This is a genomic window from Bradyrhizobium sp. CCBAU 53351 (genome assembly GCF_015291745.1).
Classification (GTDB): Bacteria; Pseudomonadota; Alphaproteobacteria; order Rhizobiales; family Xanthobacteraceae; genus Bradyrhizobium.
Map to the genome: position 1 here is coordinate 6,858,009 of NZ_CP030059.1, position 17,522 is coordinate 6,875,530.

Here is a 17,522-nt window from a genome sequence, read left to right on the forward strand (position 1 = left end):
CTCGCGTCCCGGACGCGGCGCGGCATGAAATGCTGCGACGCTGAGCCGGACCCACGGCTTCCCACCTGGAGGTGAGATGGGCCCCGGCTCTGCAGCGCCTCGCGAAGACGCGCTGCGCTGCGTCCGGGGCACGCGCGCTATCCGCTGGCGGCACCCACCTTCGCGAACCGCCGGCGGATGCGCATCGAGAGCTGGTCGCAGACGTCGCGATAGGCCGCCAGCTTCTGGTCGCGGCTGCCCTCGATGGTGGTGGGATCCTGCGTCGGCCAGTATTCGACGTCGGCCGCGAGCGTCCGCGTCAGCTCCAGCGCCTTGTGGTGCGCCTCGGGCGAGAGCGTGATGATGAGGTCGAAATTCAGCCCCTCCCAGTCCTCCAGCTCCTCGAAGGTCTGCGGCTTGTGGGCAGAGATGTCCTGGCCGAGCTCGGCCATCACGGCGACCGCGAAGGGATCGAGCTCGCCCTTCCTCGCACCGGCCGACTTCACGTAGAGGCCCTGCGGAAACATGTGCTGCAGCAGGCTCTCGGCCATCGGCGAGCGCACGCTGTTCATCGCACAGGCGAACAGCACCGATTGCGGATCGCGTGCGCGTGGCGGCGCCGCCATCGCGCTTAACCCTTCCAGTGAAGGACGGTTATGAGCGTGAACAGCCGGCGCGAGGTCTCGAAATCGACCCGCACCTTGCCCTTCAGCCGCTCCTGCAGCGTGCGCGATCCCTCGTCATGGATGCCGCGACGGCCCATGTCGATGGCCTCGATCTTGTCGGGGGTCGCGGTGCGGATCGCCTGGTAGTAGCTGTCGCAGATCATGAAATAGTCTTTCACGATCCGCCGGAACGGCGTCAGCGACAACAGATGCGCGACGACGGGCGTGCCGTCCTCGCGGCGGATGTCGAACATCAGCCGGTTGCCGGTGATGCCGAGATGCAGCGTGAACGGGCCCTTGCCCTCGGCGCCATCGGGCGCGAACAGGTTCTGCTCGATCAAATCGTAGATCGCGATCGCACGCTCGTGCTCGATATCGGGCCCGGAACGGCCGATCGACTCTTCGTCGAGCGTGACGCCGACGATGCGATTGTTGGAGTCGTCCTGTTCGGGCAGCTCTGTCATGACAGATTGAGGCGCAGTCCAATCGAACGCGAATGGGCGTCCAGCCCCTCCGCTTGCCCGAGCGTCATCGCGGCCGGTCCCAGTGCACGCAGCTGGTCCGGGCCACATTTCAGGATGGAGGTGCGCTTCATGAAGTCGTGCACCGACAGCCCCGAGGAGAATCGCGCCGAGCGCGCCGTCGGCAGCACGTGGTTGGAGCCGCCGACGTAATCGCCGATCGCCTCGGGCGTATGGGCCCCAAGGAACACCGCGCCGGCATTGCGGATCTCTGAGGCAAGCGCATCGGGATCGACAGTCATGATCTCGAGATGCTCGGCGGCGATCGCATTGGCGAGCGGAATGCTGTCGGCAAGGCTCTTCACCATGATGATGGCGCCGAAATCGGCCCAGGACGCGCCGGCGATCGCGGCGCGCGGCAGCGTCTTCAACTGCGCCTCGACCGCCTTTTCGACGTCGGCGGCAAGGCGCGCGGAATCGGTGATCAGGATCGACTGCGCGCTGGCATCATGCTCGGCCTGTGCCAGAAGGTCGGCGGCGATCCAGTCGGCATTGCCGGTGTCGTCGGCGATCACGAGCACCTCAGAGGGACCTGCGATCATGTCGATGCCGACCTTGCCGAACACCAGCCGCTTGGCGGCGGCGACATAGGCATTGCCGGGGCCGACGATCTTGGCGACCGGCGCGATGGTCGCGGTGCCGTGCGCCAGCGCGGCCACGGCCTGCGCACCGCCGACACGGTAGATCTCGGTGACGCCGCCGAGATGCGCGGCCGCCAGCACCAGCGGATTGAGCTTGCCGTCGGGCGACGGCACCACCATCACGAGGCGCGAGACGCCGGCGACCCTTGCGGGCACCGCATTCATCAGCACCGAGGACGGATAGGCCGCGGTGCCGCCGGGCACGTAGAGGCCGGCGGATTCGATCGCGGTATAGCGCCAGCCGAGTTCGACGCCGAGCGCGTCGGTGAAGCGTTCGTCCTGCGGAAGCTGGCGGCGATGGTAGGTCTCGATGCGGTCGCGCGCGAGCTTGAGCGCATCCAGCGTCGGGGCATCGCAGGCCTTCACGGCGGCCTCGATCTCCGCGGCGGTGACGCGCAGGCCGGATGCATCCAGCGTCAATCGGTCGAACTTGGCGGTGGCCTCGAGCAGGGCCGCGTCGCCGCGCCTGGCGACATCGTCGACGATGGCGCGCGCGGCGGCCTCGACGTCGGCCGAGACCTCGCGTTTGGCGGCGAGGAAGGCCGCGAATCGCTGGTCAAAATCGGCGCTGCTGCGGTCGAGGCGAACGGGCATGTCTGGCTTAATATCTGGCTTGGCTTCTGGCTGGTCTTTGGGGCGGGTTGGCGCACCGGGTCCCCTGCTCAATGGCGCGGCGGGGAAGCGGCGTCAACCCTTGCGGGCTGCCGTTCTGGCGCAGGCCCGAGCCGGTGCCGCTGGTATACAGGCCGCCTCAACCTTCCCCCTCGATCTCCAGCCCCGTTCCCAGCGCGTCCGCCCCGAGATCGGTCAGCTCACATTCCAGGCATTCGACGTCGAGCCGGATGGCACCGCCTTCAGCGAACAGAAGCAGGGCACTGCCGGCGGGCTCCTCGTCGCGCCCGTCCCTCGGGTGAAACTCGATGCCGACGAGGTCCAGGACCTTGTCGGGAGCATTGAGGTCGATGTTGCGCGACTTGCAGGCGAGCACGCGGTCGAAGCGGAGCGCCGCAACCAGTCGGCGCGGCTCGGCCTCGCCCTCCAGCGTCTGCTCCCAGTCCAGCCGGCTCATTCCGACCACAAGCCGCTTCTCGCTTTGCCGCCAGATGATGTCGGAGGCGTGGACACGGGCGTCCTGGACGTGGGTCGAGATCACGGCGAGATCGTCGGCGTCGAGCGCGATCAGTTTGAGCTGGGGCGACATCGCCGACGCTTCTCCTTCGGACATGGACAGGGCTCAACGCGTGCAGGCCCCGAAATTTCCGCACAAACTAACGGGCCGGTGGCCTAGAGGCTATTGATATCCTCCATCTCCAGCACCTTCCGCGGATACCCCTCCCGGACGACGCGGATCATGGCGCGGCCGATCTGCTCGGTCGAAGTGACGAGCGAAGGCGAGAGCCGGCGCAGCACCGACCAGAGCGGCCAGGTCGCGGTATAGACCGCCTGCACCCAGGCGGTCTTGGAACGGGCGCCGTGCAAGGGCTGGATCGCGCCGGGCCGGAACATGTAGGCCTCCCTGAACGGCAGCTTGAGCAGGTCATTCTCGGTCTTGCCCTTGATCCGCGCCCACATCCGCGATCCCTGCTCGGTGGAATCGGTACCGGCACCGGTGACATAGGTGAAGACCATCTGCGGGTTGAGGCGTGCCAGCATTGTCGCTGCCGCGAGCGTGAGGTCATAGGTGAGGTGGCGGTAGCGCTCCTCGCTCATGCCGATCGAGGAGACGCCCAGGCAGAAAAAGCAGGCATCGAAGCCGGTCAGCTGCGCTTCGATCGCCGAATAGTCCAGGAAATTGTCATGGATGATCTCGACGAGCTTGGCGTTGCGCACGCCGGTCGGGCTGCGGCCGACCACGAGCACACGGCCAATTCCGGGATCGATCAGGCATTCGCGCAAGACGCCCTGCCCGACCATGCCGGTCGCGCCGAAGATGATGACTTGCATCGGAACGTCCCCCACGGGCTCGCGGCTCATGCGGCGGCCGCGATCTCGTCGAACGATACACCGGTGAGCGTGGCCGAGACATCCCACAGCATGGCGGCGGTGGCAAAGTCCTTTGCGTGCGGCATGATCCGCGCCGGTCCCGGTGCCCCCTTCATTTCGTAGAATCCGGTCGGACCGTAATAGCCGCCGGGCTCGGCTGTAGGCGAGGTCGCCGCGAACAGGGTGGGCAGCGCGCCCTCGGCGGCGGACTGGCTGAACAGCGGCTGGATCAGCCGGCCGATCCGCCACTGGAACGTGTTGGCGCCCGGCCCGTTCGCAATGAGGTCGGTGCGCGCAAAGCCGGGATGCGCCGCAATGCTCTTCACGCCCCAGCCGGCCGCGAGGCTGCGACGCTGCAGCTCCAGCGAAAACATCAGCATCGCGAGCTTCGACTGGCAGTAGGCGCGCCACGGACGATAGGAATGCTTGGCTTGCAGATCGTCGAAATTGATCGCGCCGGAGCGGTGCGCGAGGCTCGAGAGATTGACGACACGCGCCGCCTTGGCGCGGCGCAGCTGCGGCAACAGCCGCGCCGTCAGGACGTAGTGGCCGAAATAGTTGGTGCCGAGCTGCATCTCGAAACCATCCGCGGTCTGTTGCCGTTTCGGCAGCGCCATCACGCCGGCGTTGTTGACGAGGAGGTCGAGCTGCTCGTTGCCGGCGGCAAAGCGCCTGGCGAAATCGGCGACGGAGGCGAGGCTGGCGAGGTCGAGATGCTCGTAGGCGATCAGCGCATTGGGAAACCGTTCGCAAATGCCTTCGATCGCCCGCAGGCCCTTTGCGTCGTTGCGTCCGGTGAGTATGACAATGGCACCGGCGCCCGCCAGCGCCATCGCCGTCTCGTAACCGAGGCCGCCCGTCGCTCCGGTCACGACGACCGTCTTGCCGCTGAGCGAGGGGATGTCTGCCGTGGTCCAGTCGGTCATGCCATGTCTCCGTTCGGGGCTGGAATGAGGCCCGCGGCCTGTCTAAATGTGCACTGAGTGCAACTTTGCAAGAGGTGAACCGATTTGAAGGCTTCGAAGGTTGCCCGGAAATTGCCCGCGGGCGGAAAAGCCCCTGATGTCACCGGCCTACGCCAGCGCAAGCAGCAGGAGACCCGCGCGCGGCTGACCCGGGCGGCAATGACGCTGTTCCTGGAGCGCGGCTTCGAGGCCACGACCATCGACGACATCGCGGCGTCGGCGGAGGTGTCGCGCCGGAGCTTCTTCCATTATTTCGCGTCCAAGGAGGACGTCGTCACCGCCTGGCAGGAGAATGCCGCCAGCGCATTGACCGCCGAGATCATCGCACGGCCTGCGGACGAGTCCATGCTGACGGCAGCGGAGAACGCGATCGCCGCGGCGATCAAGCGGATCGATCCGGCGGAAACCGCGGCGATGTCGCGGCTCAAGCGCGACAATCCCGCGCTTCAGGCCCGCGACCAGCTCAAATACGAGAAGCTCGAGCGCGCGCTGGCCGATGGGCTCGCCCAGCGCGGGCGAAGCAAATCCGACCGGCTGAAGGCGAGGCTCGTCGCCATGATCGCCACCGGCGCGATGCGCGTCGGCGGCGAGAGCTGGATCGGCGACGGCGCGCGCGAGAAGCCGGAGGCGTTCGTCAAGCGCACCTTCGATGCGATCCGGGCGATCTTGAAGTGAGCTTCCCTGACCTTCTCCCTTGCGGGAGAAGGTCAGGAATCGCGCGCCCCTATTCCTTGAAGAACGCCAGCAGGTCCGCGTTGATGGTTTCGGCGTGCGTGGTCGGCATGCCGTGCGGGAAGCCCTTGTAGGTCTTCAGGATGCCCTTCTTCAGCAGCTTGGCCGAGAGCGGGGCGGAATCGGCGTAGGGCACGATCTGGTCGTCGTCGCCGTGCATCACCAGCACGGGCACGTTGATCTTCTTGAGGTCTTCGGTGAAGTCGGTCTGCGAGAACGCGACGATGCCGTCGTAATGCGCTTTTGCGCCGCCCATCATGCCCTGGCGCCACCAGTTCTGGATCACGGCCTCCGAGGGCTTTGCGCCCGGGCGGTTGTAGCCGTAGAAGGGGCCTGCGGCGATGTCGCGGTAGAACGCCGAGCGGCCGGCGGCAAGTTGCTTTTGGAAATCGTCGAACACGCTCTTGGGCAGGCCGCCCGGATTGGCCGCGGTCTGCAGCATCAGCGGCGGCACCGCCGAGAGGATCGCGGCCTTCGCCACCCGGCTCTCGCCGTGGCGCGCGATGTAGTGCACGACCTCGCCGCCGCCGGTGGAATGGCCGACATGGAGCGCGTTCTTGAGGTCGAGATGCGCGGTCACCGCCGCGAGGTCGTCGGCATAGTGATCCATGTCGTGACCGTCGGCGACCTGCGCCGAGCGGCCGTGGCCGCGGCGGTCGTGGGCGACGACACGGTAGCCGCGCGTGACGAAGTACATCATCTGCGCGTCCCAATCGTCCGACGACAGCGGCCAGCCATGGCTGAACACGATCGGCTGGCCACTGCCCCAGTCCTTGTAGAAGATCTCGACGCCGTCTTTGGTGGTGATGGTGGGCATGTTGGGGCTCCTTTGAGTGAAACGTCATGCCGGGGCGCGCGAAGCGCGAACCCCGGAACCTAGAGATTGTTGAATCGAGAATCTCAGGCGCGCGATTGCGCACCGGAGTTCATCGCTGCGCGATGCCCCGGAATGACCAGTGAATGCGCCGCGCTTGAGAATCGCTCAGGCAAACGCCATCGGCTTGAAGCGGCGCCAGGCGCCGATGGTGAGCACGACGAAGAACACCAGCACGAGGCCCTGCACCACGGCGAACACCGGACCCGACGGCGGCGCCGGCGCCACCGCCGGTGCGAGCGCGGCGAGCGCCGGCACTTTGAGGAACGACTGGATCACCAGCACGAAGACGTTGAAATAGAGCGAGATCATCGCGGTCACGACATAGACCGGACGCCAGACGCCTTTGAGCTTCATGCCGTACAGCGCGACGCAGGCGATGGCGAGCAGCGCCAGCGAGATGATGCCGATGATGTGCGAGGGCAGCAGCTTCTCGAACGGAAACAGGAAGCCGGTGGCGCTGGTCAGGATCGTGAACGCCAGGAAGATCGCGGTGAGGCCCGGCATCGGCTTCGAGCCGAGCAGGCCGAACATCACGACGAGGCCGGCGGCGATGGCGATCAGGCTGATGACGACATGGACCAGCGTGAAGGCGGGTAGACTCAAGCCAAGGACCATGACATCCCTCCTACTCTCCATTGAGATTCAGGAGAGTAGTATTACGGCCCTCATGGGATTGCCACCTGCGTTGACGTCACAGGCACGTGCGAAGCCATGCGTCATCGTGCGAATCGACAAACGCATGGCTGAATTTTTTGCACCGCTGTCACAAACGACAGCAGGCTGTTGTTTGTAGCCCGGATGGAGCGCTGCGTAATCCGGGGTTCTCGCGTGTGGATGGCGCTGTCCCGGATTGCGCTGCGCTCCATCCGGGCTACGCGCTCTCAGGTTTCGACGAAAGTCGAATCGCGGCTCACACTTCCTTGGTGTCGAAGATCAGGAGGTCGGCGCCGCCACTGGCGAATTTCGGCACGTCGCCTGCGGCCGCCTTGCCGGCTTCGCTGCCAAAGGCCTTCTGGATATCGCCCACGCTGTCGAAGGTGAGGATGGCGACGAGATGAACTCCGGAGGGACCGGCGGGTGAGCCGACCGTGCCCGTGCTGACGGCGTATTTCTTCAGGCCGGGAAGTTTCTTCGCGAGCGGGATGTGCGTTTCGGCATAATGCTTGTCGAAAGCCGCAGCATCCTTGGGCGTCTTGTAGAGCACGACGAGTTCAGCCATTCCTAGTCCTCCCGTTAAGCGTTTTGTTTGTCAGTCTCAGATCCTCATGGTGAGGAGATAGTCTGCAGTTGGCGGCACGATGGCAAGCCTCATTCGACTTGCCATTCGCTTGAGTTCTCGTTGCCTAGAGCCTCGTTCCGCTTCCGATGCAATCGGAACGAGGCTCTAGATTCTTGTTTTGACGCGTTTTCTCGACGCGAACCGGAATCCATTTTGCTCGAAAACGCTTCTAAAGCGCCGGTTTTGCGGCATCGCCGAGATAGCCGTGCAGGGAGGCCACGACCTGCGCGCCCTCGCCGATGGCGCCGCCGACGCGCTTGACCGAGCCGGAGCGGACGTCGCCGACGGCATAGACGCCGGGAACGGAGGTCTCCAGCGGCGCCACGAGGCGGCCCTGGTTCTGCTCGGACTGCGCGCCCGTCACGACGAAGCCGCCGCGATCGAGCGTGACTCCGCAGCCGTCGAGCCAGGCGGTGGCGGGATCGGCGCCGACGAACAGGAAGAGGTTGCGGATGTCGGCAGCATCCTCGTCGTCGGACAGCCGGCTCTTCCAGCGGATGCGCCGCAGCAGCGCGGCCTCGTCGCCCTCGAGCGCGGTGATCTCGGTGTTGAACATCAATTCGATGTTCGGCGTCGCTTCGATGCGCTCGATGAGATAGCGCGACATGCTGGCGCCGAGACCGCCGCCGCGGATGATCATCAGGACGCGCTTGGCGTGTCCCGACAGGAACACGGCCGCCTGGCCTGCCGAATTGCCGGCACCGACCAAAGCCACCTCCTCGCCGGCGCAGAGCCGCGCCTCGATCGGCGAGGCCCAGTACCAGACGCCGCGTCCCTCGAAGGTGTCGAGGTTTGCGATCTCGGGACGGCGATAGCGCGCGCCGCTCGCGACCACGACCGAACGCGCGCGCAGGGGATCGCAGCCGTCGAGCGCCACCGCGAAGGCGCCGTCCTTGCGCGTGCAGTCGAGCGACTTCACCGTCACGGGGATCATGATGTCGGCACCGAATTTCTGCGCCTGGGTGAAGGCGCGCGCGGTCAGCGCCTGGCCGGAGATGCCGGTTGGAAAGCCCAGATAATTCTCGATGCGCGCACTGGCGCCGGCCTGGCCGCCGAAGGCGCGGATGTCGAGCACGGCGACCGACAGCCCTTCCGACGCCGCATACACCGCGGTGGCGAGCCCGGCCGGCCCGCAGCCGACGACGGCCACGTCGTAGATGCGGCCATCCTTGGCGCCGCCGATCATGCCGATGGCGCGCGCCAGCTCGGTCTCACTGGGGTTGCGCAGCACCGCGCCATCAGCGGCGACGACCAGCGGCCAGTCCTCGGGCTTGGGCGAATAACGCGCGATCACCTCGGCGGCGTCGCGATCGCGCTCGGGATCGAGCAGATGGTGCGGCTGACCGTTGCGGGTGAGAAAGCCCTGCAACCGCACGACGCCGGCGGAATTCGACGGTCCGATCAGCACCGGACCGCCGATGCCGCCCTGGATCAGATTGACCCGGCGCAGGATCAGCGCGCGCATGATGCGCTCGCCGAGCTCGGCCTCGGCGACCAGCAGCGCGCGCAGCCGGTCCGGCGGCAGCAGCAGCGTCTCGACATCGCCCTCGGCGCGGCCGTCGACCAGCGCCGGCTGTCCCGAGAGCTGGCTGAGCTCGGCCAAAAATTGCCCCGGTCCCTGGTCGATCACCGGCGTGACATGACCAAGACCGTCGCGCTGGGTGATGGCGACATGGCCCCTCAGCACGACGAACATGCCGGGACCGGGCTTGCCGGTCTCGAACAGGAACTCGCCGTCCCGATAGAGGCGGACCTCGCCGAAATGCCTGATCCGCTCGATCTCGGCCGGCGTCAGCGTCGGAAAGGTCTGTTCGGGGCGCGTGAACCGCGACATCAGCGCCTCACCACCGGTTCGTTGCTGTTCGTCCTGCCCCATGGTCATTCCCATTCATTCCAATGTCTCAAGTGCCGGCTTTCCCGGCGGCCCCCTCATTGAGGGAACCATCGTCGTTTGGCGAGGGCTCAGCGCTTGCGGCGCGTTCGCGCGCCTGCAGCTTCCGCCGCTTCAGGTTTTCGCGCAGCGCCGATTTCAGGCGCTCGTCCCGGGACGTCTTCGCCTGGCGCGCGCTCTTCTCGTTCTCGTCCATCATCACGGGGTCCGATATTGCCGTCGGCGATACCATGCCCAGAGATTGCGGCAGCTCAAGAGGCTCCTCGCGATCCGGTCGTGCGAAACTCGAAATGGACCGAATCCGGTCGCGTGGCCACCTGGCCAGTTGGCGGGGGAGGAGCGGAACGCGAATCGGCGGAAAGCCGGTAGTTTCGAGCCGAAATGAGCATTTTGGCCCCGATATCGGCCCGATTTTCTCGTTTTGACCGGCCGAGCAAGCTTGCACAGGAGGGGGGCTTGTGGCAGATATCGGCCCGCTTGGTAGGCCCCTCGGGCGCCCGATTCTTCACCAGCACATGCTGCCGTAGCTCAGTGGTAGAGCACTCCATTGGTAATGGAGAGGTCGACAGTTCAATCCTGTCTGGCAGCACCATTCTCTTCCCCGATTGACGCGAGCCGTCTTCGCCTGACCAGCGAGCCGCCAACTTTCCACGGATGCCATCGTGATCAAACGTTCCCTGCCCTATGAAGGACTGCTCCACGAGATCGTCGAGCATAACGGCGTGCTCTATCTCGGCGGCATCGTCCCTGAGGATGCCGGGCTCGACATGGCCGGCCAGGCCGATGATGTGCTCCGACAACTGAAGACATTGCTAGAGGGGGCCGGTTCCGATCTCTCCTGCGTTCTGCAGGTGACCATCTTCATGGCCGATCTCTCCGACAAGGCGGCGTTCAACGAGGTGTGGAAGCGCTATTTCACCGCGGACCAGCTGCCGGCGCGCGCCGCCATTGGCGTTGCGGATCTCGGCAAGGGCGTCAGGCTGGAGCTGACGGCGACCGCCGCCCGTCGCTGATGGGCGAGGCGCGATCGTAGGGTCATTGTGATGTCCACACATGAAGCAGCATTCTCGCGGCTCGAAGCGCCCGAGTTTTGCTCGTTTCCTTGACCCTCTTCCTCGAAGAGGGTGCAGGGAAGGCCGGGTGCTGACATCGCACCCGCGGTCCGCTGCGCGAATTGCACGCGCACGCAGAAAACCGCACAGCAGCATACAGGTGGTGCCGATCACTCGGCCTTCCCTGCGCGATGGTCGGACGGCTTATGCCGCGCTCTCCCGGGAGCCGAACTTTCTTCTGGCCTCCCTCGCCGTTCGAATTGACGATGCCGTCCACCCGGTTGGGCTCGCGCGCATCTTCGATCCGGCTTGACCGTAGCAACGACGGCCAGGACCACACGGTTTTGCCGTACGCACGGCCCGCCATGTCGCCGCAGTATTTCCAGCCCCGTCGACGAAGCTGCGAAACTTACTGGCGAGACGAAGCCTAGCAGCGCCGTTCGTCTGCACGCGGCCGCGGGCTCACAGGGACTACCCGCCCTGCCCGCACCTCTCATGCCGACGCTGCCGCGTCCACCGCAAACCCGGCTCGCGATCAAGACGACCTCGAGATCGCCCCTCCTGGTGAGCCGGAATGGGCGACACATACGCCAAAACCGAATTTCGGTAAAGTGGAATATTATTGCGGCAGGGACTTGACGGGGTTTCAGTGTTTTGCCCGACGGGTCGCGATCGGGGCCGCAGGTAAGGTTAATTATTCCTTTCGATTGTCGGTAAAGTTTTATCTATTATTCTCTTTGCCGTGGATGACGAATTCGGGGCTTCGATAGTGCTTGCGTTTTGCCTGATCGTGATTGGGACTGCGTTGCTTCTCTCCGGCATTGTTGCCTTCGGCTTTCATCGAAACTCGCTGCACTCGATGGCGTTGCTGTAGCCGCATCGGGAGCGCTGGCTCTACCCGTGATCAATTGTCGTTATCCGCCGCGCGCCTCGCGAACCGCTCATCCGCCCGGCGCAGGCGCCGGCACAGTTCGCGGTTGATGTTCTGCAGGACGATCACATAGGCGTGGATGTCGGCCTTGTAGCAGGCGTAGAGATTCTTGGCGGTCAGCTCGTACAGCACCGTCGGCATTTCCGCGACCACCGTGGCGGAGCGGTTCTGCATTTCGATCAGCGTCATTTCGCCGAAGAAGTCGCCGCGCTCCAGAACGGAGATCGGGATGACGCGGCCCGCATGCGTCCGCTTGCTCACCGCGAGCCGGCCGGATTTGACGATGAACATCGAACGTCCCGGCTCGCCTTCCGCCACCACGGTGGCGCCTGCCTCGAAGCGGCGCTCGACCAGCATCGACATCAGGAGATCGAGGCTTCCGTCCGGAAGGCCGCCGAAGAACGGCGTCGCGAGCAGGAACGCTTTCAGATCGGGGGCCGTGACGGTCATGCCGCAAGGATATGCCGCGTCGCCAACCGCGACAAGCAGTGCGACGTAGCCCGATGGAACGCAGCGTAATCCGGGGCTGTCGGCCGCGGGTACAGCGGTCCCGGATTACGCTTGCGTTCCATCCGGACTACGGGCTCTCCCCGCGCAGCGTCCGTCGCTTTCGCCAGACCTGCAGATCGATCATGACCTTTGCGGTGGCCACAACGACCAGCACGCACAGCACGGCCTTCGAAACCATCTCCATGGTTCCTTCGATGAGGAGGCAGTGCACCACGCTGCCAACGACGATGACGATCGCGAGCGGCATGTGAATGAAGCGCCAGGTGCGCGGCCGCAGCTCGAAGCGACGGCGCAGGGACGCGAGCAGCGCGACGATGAAGATGGCCCACATCGCGGTGACGCCGAAGGGCGAGAACGGCGTCGGCGAGGCATAGGTCAGCGCGTCGATCATGTCGGGCGGGCTGGTGATCCAGAGGCCGGCGACATGGATCACCACGGCCAGCAGCAGCGCGCCGCCGACCCAGTGATGGGCACGCCGGCCGCGATAGGCCGACAGCGGCGCCAGATAGCCGCCGATCAGCAGCGGCTGCACCAGCACGAGACCGAGCGCGGCGATCCCGGCGAAACCGGCGAGGATGTAGACCGGCCCGCGCCAGGCGAGTTGCTCGCTCGTTGCTGCAAACCCGGTCGGCACGCCGATGGCCACGGCAAGGGCGACCCAGATCAGGATCACCCGCGGCGACTTCCACCCCGTCATCCGCCGGCCCGGTCAGGCCGGCTGCAGCACGAAGTGCGCTTCGAGACTGGTTTCCTTGGCGCTCCGCATCACCGGCCGCAGGAAGACGGTCTTGAACTCGCCGCTGTCATAGGCGAGGTGGCCATGCGGCTGGCCGAAGATCGGAATGATCTGCGGCATCTCGAGCCGGAACTTGCCGTCCTTGTCGGTGAGCGTGGCGCCGTGACTCTGCGGCTCGTGCTCCTGGCCTTCGACCGTGTGCGCCCAGATCTGGATGCGCTGGCCGGCGAGCGGCGCGCCGTCACCGGCGCGGCGCACGGTGCCGCTCATCCAGAAACCGCCCTTGCCGATCCGCTCCACGACCGCCGCGCCCTTGCGGTAGTTGTTCGCGCCGCCGGACATCGACTCGGTCGGAGCGAGGCCGTCGGCGCGGGCGGGCAGAACGAGACCGGGCATGCCGGTTGCCACAATACCGGTTGTCAGGACCGCGCCGCCGGCGACGAGCAGGTTGCGGCGGTTGAGTACGGTGGTCATATCGGTTCCTCCTGGCGGTCGGCGCGATCGCGCGCCGCAAGATGATCTCTCGTGCCCCGGACACGGGGATCGCCGTGCGATGGCTACGCCAAGCTACAACAGCAGGCGCCAAACTCCCAGTTGCGACGAACGGCACCTAAGGTCGCAATAACAGTGTTGTGAACGGGCGCGCGAGGCACTTAAGCACCCTTCGTAGGATGCTTGGAGCGGCGAAGATGATGGGTTTGGCAAGTGCTCTACCCATCCTACGCACCGACACTACATGTGGTGGCGCAGTTCCTCCTCGCCGGTATTCCTCATGATCCCTTTCTCCGTGCTCGACCTCGCGCCCATCCGACAGGGCGGCGACGCCGCGCAGGCGTTTCGCAACTCGCTCGATCTGGCCCGGCATGCGGAAGGCTGGGGCTACAAGCGGTTCTGGCTGGCCGAGCACCACAACATGACCGGCATCGCCAGCGCGGCAACGTCCGTGGTGATCGGGCACATCGCCGGCGGCACCAAGACGATCCGCGTCGGCTCCGGCGGGATCATGCTGCCGAACCATTCGCCGCTGATCATCGCCGAGCAGTTCGGCACGCTGGAATCGCTCTATCCCGGGCGGATCGATCTCGGGCTGGGCCGCGCGCCGGGCACCGACCAGTTCACCGCACGGGCGCTGCGGCGCGACCTCGCGACGAGCTCCGAGAACTTTCCGCACGACGTGCTGGAGCTGCAGGCCCTGCTCGGCGAGGCGCAGCCGAACCAGGCAATCCGCGCCGTGCCCGGCATGGGGACCAAGGTGCCGCTGTGGATTTTGGGGTCGAGCACCTTTGGCGCGCAGCTTGCCGCGATGCTCGGCTTGCCGTTCGCCTTCGCCTCGCATTTCGCGCCGCAGATGATGATGCCGGCGCTGCGCGAATATCGCGCGCGTTTCGAGCCGTCAGCGCAGCTCGACAAGCCCTATGCGATGATCGGCGTCAACGTGTTCGCCGCCGATAGCGATGATGAGGCGCGGCGGATCTTCTCCTCGCTGCAGCAGGCGTTCATCAATCTGCGCCGCGGCACGCCGGGTCCGCTGCCGCCGCCGGTCGACGACATGGACGCGCGGTGGTCGCCGGCGGAAAAAGCCATGGTCGGCCAGTCGCTGTCGTGCTCCGCGGTCGGCTCGCCGGATGTGGTCGAAGCGAAGCTGAAGACGTTGATCGCCGAGACCGGCGCGGACGAGCTGATCGCCACCGGGCAGATATACGACCACGATGCACGGCTGCGCTCGTTCGAGATCGCGGCCGAGGTGCGGGAGAGGTTGGGGGCGTGAGCGGGCCCTAATCCGCAAACCCGAACAACTTCGCCGGATTGTGCACCAATATCTTTTCCAGCTCGGCCTGGTCCGCGACGTAGCGGTACATCAGCTCGAGCAGGTCGGCATCGTTGGGTGGCTGCTTCACCGACACCGGATGCGGCCAGTCAGAGGCCCAGACGCAGCGCTCGACAGCGGCCTCGATATAGGCGCGCGCGATCGGGATGACGTCGTCATAGGGCGCGCCTGTCTTCGAGGTCTTCTCGCCGAGCGACAGCATCACCCAGAAATTGCCCTTGGCCAGCAGCTCCAGCATCTTGCGCAAATTCGGATCGTTCCTGCCGGCCTCGGGATCGGGGCGGGCCATGTGATCGATCAGCACGGGCACGTCGAGATTCTCGTATTTGGCGACGCTCGACATGATGCCGTCCTTCTCCGGCTGGATCTTGGCGTACCAGCCGAGCTCGCGGATGCGCGCGATGGCGCGGGCGAAATCGGCGTCCGACAGTACGGCGCCTAGCTCCTGGCGGAAGCTGAAGCGCGCGCCGCGCACGCCGGCGTCATGCAGCTTGGCAAGATAAGCATCGTCCGCTTCCGCAAACACAAGCGCGTTGGCGCAGCCGCGATAGTTCGGACCCATCGCGGCCAAGCCGTCGAGCACGACGGCATGATCGGCGCCGTAGGTCGTGGTCTGCACGATGATGCCGCGCTCGATGCCGAGCGCCCTGTGCATGTGCAATGCCGCTTCCCAGGTCGCGGTCGGCATCCGATAGGCCGCACCGGGGCGTTCCGGATATTTCTCGATCGGACCCAGCACGTGAAACTGGCTGTCGACGGTTTTCGGCGGCGGCGCCTTGCTGGGGCGGCGCGGGTTGGGATCGAACGGCAGATAGGTCGGCATGCCAAAACTCCTTCAGTCGATCACGGCGGTGAAGTCGCAACTGACCAGTGCGCCGCCGTCCATATTGTCCATCGGCAGCGCGTGCCGCGCCGGGCGCGAATGCTCGTCCGGAAACATCTTCAGCCACTCGACATTGACGGGGCCGCGGTTGCCGCGGTCCTTCAGCCATACCGTCATCTTGATGATGTCGTCGGTGGTGCCGCCGGCGGCTTCCACCGTCGCCTTCATATGCGCGAACATGTTGGCACATTGGGCGTCGAGACTCTCCGGCATCGCGTTGGTCGCGGGGTCGCGGCCGAGGATGACGCCCGACATCACGAGATTGCCGATGCGGCAGGCGTTCGGGATCGGGTTGACGTGCTTGAAGCCGCCGATGTGGATGCTCTTGCGCCGTTTTTGACTTGTCACTGTGCGCTCCCTCTTACGTGTTGGTTCAGGCGAACTGGCACGACACCGAGCCGAACGGGCCGTAGTCGGCGTGGAACGTGTCGCCGCGCCGGATGTCGACGGGCCGCGTGAACGATCCCGCCAGCACGACCTCGCCAGCTTTGAGATGCTCGTCATGCGGCGCGAGACGATTGGCCAGCCAGGCGATGCCGTTGGCGGGATGGTTGAGCACGCCGGCCGCAAGCCCGGTCTCCTCGACCTCGCCGTTGCGGAACAGAAGCGCGCCGATCCAGCGCAAATCCGCGTCCATCGGGCGGAACGGCCGGCCGCCGAGCACCAGCGCGGCATTGGCCGCATTGTCCGAGATCGTGTCCATGACCTTGCGCGTCTTGCCGGTCTCGGGGTCGACGCGGTGCATGCGCGTCTCCAGGATTTCCAGAGCCGGCGTGACGTAATCGGTGGCGTTGAGCACGTCGAAGATGGTGCAGTCGGGCCCCTGCAGCGGCGCCTTCAGCACGAAGGCCAGCTCGACCTCGATGCGCGGCGCATGGAAGCGGTCGAACGGGATCGGCGTGGCATCGGCGTAGAACATGTCGGCGAACAGCACGCCGTAATCGGGCTCGGAGATGCCGACCGCGTTCTGCATCGCCTTGGAGGTCAGGCCGATCTTGTGGCCCTTGACGACGCGGCCGCGGCCGAGCTGGAGTTTCGTCCAGGCGCGCTGGACGGCGTAGGCATCCTCGATGCTGAAATCGGGATGCTCCTTCGTGAACATCGGGATCAGCGTCTTGGTCCGCTCGGCCTCGTCGAGGCGCGCGGCAAGGCGTTCGATCGTGGCGGCATCCAGCATGGTCTACTGCTCCGCCGCGACAATGTTGCTGAGCACGCCGATGCGGCTCGACTCGACCTCGACGATGTCGCCGGCTTTCAGCCAACGCGGCGGATCGAAGCGCGCGCCGGCGCCAGTCGGCGTGCCCGTGACGATCAGGTCGCCGGGCTTCAGCGTCGCGAAGGTCGAGAGATAGGAGATCAGGAAGTCGAACGGGAACATCAGCCGCTCGGTCGTGTCCTGCTGCCGCACCTCGCCGTTGACGCGCGTGGTGATGTCGTGCGGTCCGCGCGGATCCAATTCGTCCGACGTGACGATCCACGGGCCGATGCTCCCGGAGCGATCGAAATTCTTGCCCTGCGTGACGTTGAACTTGCCGTGGCGCAGCCAGTCGCGGATCGTGCCCTCGTTGCACAGCGTCATGCCGAAGATGTGGGACCACGCATTCTCGCGCGGGATGTGCCGGCCGCCCTGCCCGATCACGATGACGAGCTCGCCTTCGTAGTCGAGCTGGTCCGACACTTTCGGCTTCTCCAGCGGCTGGCCCGAGCCGGTCATCGAGGACATGCTGCGCACGAACAGGCTGGGATATTTAGGCAGGTCCGAATTGTCCTTGTATTCGGCGTTGCGCTCGGCGTAATTGACGCCGATGCACCAGAGCTTCTCCGGCGCCAGCACCGGCGGCAGCAGCACGAGCTTGTCCAACGCGTAGTCGGGCTTTTGTCCGGCGATGGCTTCCTGCGCATCGCCCAACCCATTGCCCGCGATCAGCGCCCTGACGTCCGAGAAGTCGCGGCCGATCCGCCTGGTCAGGTCGATCACGCCGCCGTCGACGGCCGCGCCGTAACGCGGCTCTCCGTCGACGAGATAGGTCAGGAGTCGCATTGTCATTC

At 65.7% G+C, this 17,522-nt stretch carries 21 protein-coding genes and 1 tRNA gene; 4 read left to right on the plus strand and 18 right to left on the minus strand.

Annotated elements, in window-relative coordinates:
* Positions 1-137 precede the first annotated feature (137 nt).
* From XH83_RS32570 to XH83_RS32595, 6 genes are all read right to left on the minus strand, one after another.
* Positions 138-605 carry a low molecular weight phosphatase family protein gene (locus tag XH83_RS32570; RefSeq protein WP_194404669.1) on the minus strand — a complete coding sequence of 156 codons (468 nt, stop codon included), beginning with the start codon at positions 603-605 and terminating at the stop codon, positions 138-140.
* 5 nt (positions 606-610) lie between these two features.
* A complete protein-coding gene (locus XH83_RS32575) occupies positions 611-1,108 on the minus strand; it encodes a UPF0262 family protein (protein WP_194404670.1) in 498 nt (165 codons plus the stop codon).
* Positions 1,105-2,400, minus strand: coding sequence for a histidinol dehydrogenase (gene hisD, locus XH83_RS32580; protein ID WP_194404671.1), 1,296 nt, complete (start codon positions 2,398-2,400; stop codon positions 1,105-1,107). The genes XH83_RS32575 and hisD overlap by 4 nt, the downstream gene beginning before the upstream one ends.
* Before the next feature lie 157 nt (positions 2,401-2,557).
* Complete coding sequence (locus XH83_RS32585; RefSeq protein ID WP_194404672.1) at positions 2,558-3,007, minus strand: DUF2948 family protein; 450 nt, start codon at positions 3,005-3,007, stop codon at positions 2,558-2,560.
* A gap of 83 nt (positions 3,008-3,090) precedes the next feature.
* Positions 3,091-3,750, minus strand: coding sequence for an epimerase (locus tag XH83_RS32590; protein WP_194404673.1), 660 nt, complete (start codon positions 3,748-3,750; stop codon positions 3,091-3,093).
* A gap of 26 nt (positions 3,751-3,776) precedes the next feature.
* Positions 3,777-4,715, minus strand: a complete 939-nt coding sequence (locus tag XH83_RS32595) for an SDR family oxidoreductase (RefSeq protein ID WP_194404674.1) — start codon at positions 4,713-4,715, stop codon at positions 3,777-3,779.
* An 84-nt stretch (positions 4,716-4,799) separates the two neighbouring features.
* Between XH83_RS32595 and XH83_RS32600 the strand changes: the two genes are divergently transcribed.
* Positions 4,800-5,429: a TetR/AcrR family transcriptional regulator gene (locus XH83_RS32600; protein WP_194404675.1), complete on the plus strand. Its 630-nt coding sequence runs from the start codon at positions 4,800-4,802 to the stop codon at positions 5,427-5,429.
* A 49-nt stretch (positions 5,430-5,478) separates the two neighbouring features.
* On the opposite strand, the gene XH83_RS32605 is transcribed toward XH83_RS32600, so the two are convergent.
* The 5 genes from XH83_RS32605 to XH83_RS32625 all read right to left on the minus strand — a co-directional run bounded on the left by XH83_RS32605 (position 5,479) and on the right by XH83_RS32625 (position 9,732).
* Positions 5,479-6,303: an alpha/beta fold hydrolase gene (locus XH83_RS32605; RefSeq protein WP_194404676.1), complete on the minus strand. Its 825-nt coding sequence runs from the start codon at positions 6,301-6,303 to the stop codon at positions 5,479-5,481.
* A 165-nt stretch (positions 6,304-6,468) separates the two neighbouring features.
* Positions 6,469-6,978, minus strand: coding sequence for a hypothetical protein (locus XH83_RS32610; protein WP_194404677.1), 510 nt, complete (start codon positions 6,976-6,978; stop codon positions 6,469-6,471).
* 295 nt (positions 6,979-7,273) lie between these two features.
* Positions 7,274-7,582 carry an EthD family reductase gene (locus tag XH83_RS32615; protein ID WP_194404678.1) on the minus strand — a complete coding sequence of 103 codons (309 nt, stop codon included), beginning with the start codon at positions 7,580-7,582 and terminating at the stop codon, positions 7,274-7,276.
* A gap of 229 nt (positions 7,583-7,811) precedes the next feature.
* A complete protein-coding gene (locus XH83_RS32620; protein WP_194408468.1) occupies positions 7,812-9,518 on the minus strand; it encodes an FAD-dependent oxidoreductase in 1,707 nt (568 codons plus the stop codon).
* 25 nt (positions 9,519-9,543) lie between these two features.
* On the minus strand, positions 9,544-9,732 hold the full coding sequence (locus tag XH83_RS32625) for a hypothetical protein (protein WP_194404679.1): 189 nt from the start codon (positions 9,730-9,732) through the stop codon (positions 9,544-9,546).
* A 318-nt stretch (positions 9,733-10,050) separates the two neighbouring features.
* On the opposite strand from XH83_RS32625, the gene XH83_RS32630 reads away from it, so the two are divergent.
* Positions 10,051-10,125: transfer RNA gene (locus XH83_RS32630), tRNA-Thr, on the plus strand.
* Positions 10,126-10,195: 70 nt separating this feature from the next.
* Entirely contained in the window at positions 10,196-10,546 is a 351-nt protein-coding gene (locus tag XH83_RS32635; RefSeq protein ID WP_194404680.1) for a RidA family protein, read from the plus strand.
* 943 nt (positions 10,547-11,489) lie between these two features.
* On the opposite strand, the gene XH83_RS32640 is transcribed toward XH83_RS32635, so the two are convergent.
* The 3 genes from XH83_RS32640 to XH83_RS32650 all read right to left on the minus strand — a co-directional run bounded on the left by XH83_RS32640 (position 11,490) and on the right by XH83_RS32650 (position 13,236).
* Complete coding sequence (locus XH83_RS32640; RefSeq protein WP_194404681.1) at positions 11,490-11,966, minus strand: Crp/Fnr family transcriptional regulator; 477 nt, start codon at positions 11,964-11,966, stop codon at positions 11,490-11,492.
* A 127-nt stretch (positions 11,967-12,093) separates the two neighbouring features.
* Entirely contained in the window at positions 12,094-12,723 is a 630-nt protein-coding gene (locus XH83_RS32645) for a ferric reductase-like transmembrane domain-containing protein (RefSeq protein ID WP_194404682.1), read from the minus strand.
* A gap of 12 nt (positions 12,724-12,735) precedes the next feature.
* The gene (locus XH83_RS32650; protein ID WP_194404683.1) at positions 12,736-13,236 is read right to left on the minus strand and encodes a Twin-arginine translocation pathway signal; all 501 of its coding nucleotides are present in this window, start codon (positions 13,234-13,236) and stop codon (positions 12,736-12,738) included.
* Between the two features lie 298 nt (positions 13,237-13,534).
* Here XH83_RS32650 and XH83_RS32655 point away from each other — a divergent pair, with 298 nt between their 5' ends.
* Positions 13,535-14,530, plus strand: coding sequence for an LLM class flavin-dependent oxidoreductase (locus tag XH83_RS32655; protein WP_194404684.1), 996 nt, complete (start codon positions 13,535-13,537; stop codon positions 14,528-14,530).
* Positions 14,531-14,537: 7 nt separating this feature from the next.
* On the opposite strand, the gene XH83_RS32660 is transcribed toward XH83_RS32655, so the two are convergent.
* The 4 genes from XH83_RS32660 to XH83_RS32675 are packed head-to-tail and all read right to left on the minus strand — an operon-like array spanning position 14,538 to position 17,514.
* The gene (locus tag XH83_RS32660) at positions 14,538-15,413 is read right to left on the minus strand and encodes an amidohydrolase (RefSeq protein WP_194404685.1); all 876 of its coding nucleotides are present in this window, start codon (positions 15,411-15,413) and stop codon (positions 14,538-14,540) included.
* A gap of 12 nt (positions 15,414-15,425) precedes the next feature.
* Entirely contained in the window at positions 15,426-15,821 is a 396-nt protein-coding gene (locus tag XH83_RS32665; RefSeq protein WP_194404686.1) for a RidA family protein, read from the minus strand.
* A gap of 25 nt (positions 15,822-15,846) precedes the next feature.
* Positions 15,847-16,650, minus strand: coding sequence for a 2-oxo-hept-4-ene-1,7-dioate hydratase (gene hpaH, locus XH83_RS32670; RefSeq protein ID WP_194404687.1), 804 nt, complete (start codon positions 16,648-16,650; stop codon positions 15,847-15,849).
* 3 nt (positions 16,651-16,653) lie between these two features.
* A complete protein-coding gene (locus XH83_RS32675) occupies positions 16,654-17,514 on the minus strand; it encodes a fumarylacetoacetate hydrolase family protein (RefSeq protein WP_194404688.1) in 861 nt (286 codons plus the stop codon).
* Between the last annotated feature and the right edge of the window lie 8 nt (positions 17,515-17,522).

Excerpts from the sequence above, each read along its gene's own strand:
- XH83_RS32570 (WP_194404669.1), bottom strand. The coding sequence starts at position 605 with ATGGCGGCGCCGCCACGCGCACGCGATCCGCAATCGGTGCTGTTCGCC.
- XH83_RS32575 (WP_194404670.1), bottom strand. The coding sequence starts at position 1,108 with ATGACAGAGCTGCCCGAACAGGACGACTCCAACAATCGCATCGTCGGC.
- hisD (WP_194404671.1), bottom strand. The coding sequence starts at position 2,400 with ATGCCCGTTCGCCTCGACCGCAGCAGCGCCGATTTTGACCAGCGATTC.
- XH83_RS32585 (WP_194404672.1), bottom strand. The coding sequence starts at position 3,007 with ATGTCGCCCCAGCTCAAACTGATCGCGCTCGACGCCGACGATCTCGCC.
- XH83_RS32590 (WP_194404673.1), bottom strand. The coding sequence starts at position 3,750 with ATGCAAGTCATCATCTTCGGCGCGACCGGCATGGTCGGGCAGGGCGTC.
- XH83_RS32595 (WP_194404674.1), bottom strand. The coding sequence starts at position 4,715 with ATGACCGACTGGACCACGGCAGACATCCCCTCGCTCAGCGGCAAGACG.
- XH83_RS32605 (WP_194404676.1), bottom strand. The coding sequence starts at position 6,303 with ATGCCCACCATCACCACCAAAGACGGCGTCGAGATCTTCTACAAGGAC.
- XH83_RS32610 (WP_194404677.1), bottom strand. The coding sequence starts at position 6,978 with ATGGTCCTTGGCTTGAGTCTACCCGCCTTCACGCTGGTCCATGTCGTC.
- XH83_RS32615 (WP_194404678.1), bottom strand. The coding sequence starts at position 7,582 with ATGGCTGAACTCGTCGTGCTCTACAAGACGCCCAAGGATGCTGCGGCT.
- XH83_RS32620 (WP_194408468.1), bottom strand. The coding sequence starts at position 9,518 with ATGGGGCAGGACGAACAGCAACGAACCGGTGGTGAGGCGCTGATGTCG.
- XH83_RS32625 (WP_194404679.1), bottom strand. The coding sequence starts at position 9,732 with ATGATGGACGAGAACGAGAAGAGCGCGCGCCAGGCGAAGACGTCCCGG.
- XH83_RS32640 (WP_194404681.1), bottom strand. The coding sequence starts at position 11,966 with ATGACCGTCACGGCCCCCGATCTGAAAGCGTTCCTGCTCGCGACGCCG.
- XH83_RS32645 (WP_194404682.1), bottom strand. The coding sequence starts at position 12,723 with ATGACGGGGTGGAAGTCGCCGCGGGTGATCCTGATCTGGGTCGCCCTT.
- XH83_RS32650 (WP_194404683.1), bottom strand. The coding sequence starts at position 13,236 with ATGACCACCGTACTCAACCGCCGCAACCTGCTCGTCGCCGGCGGCGCG.
- XH83_RS32655 (WP_194404684.1), top strand. The coding sequence starts at position 13,535 with ATGATCCCTTTCTCCGTGCTCGACCTCGCGCCCATCCGACAGGGCGGC.
- XH83_RS32660 (WP_194404685.1), bottom strand. The coding sequence starts at position 15,413 with ATGCCGACCTATCTGCCGTTCGATCCCAACCCGCGCCGCCCCAGCAAG.
- hpaH (WP_194404687.1), bottom strand. The coding sequence starts at position 16,650 with ATGCTGGATGCCGCCACGATCGAACGCCTTGCCGCGCGCCTCGACGAG.
- XH83_RS32675 (WP_194404688.1), bottom strand. The coding sequence starts at position 17,514 with ATGCGACTCCTGACCTATCTCGTCGACGGAGAGCCGCGTTACGGCGCG.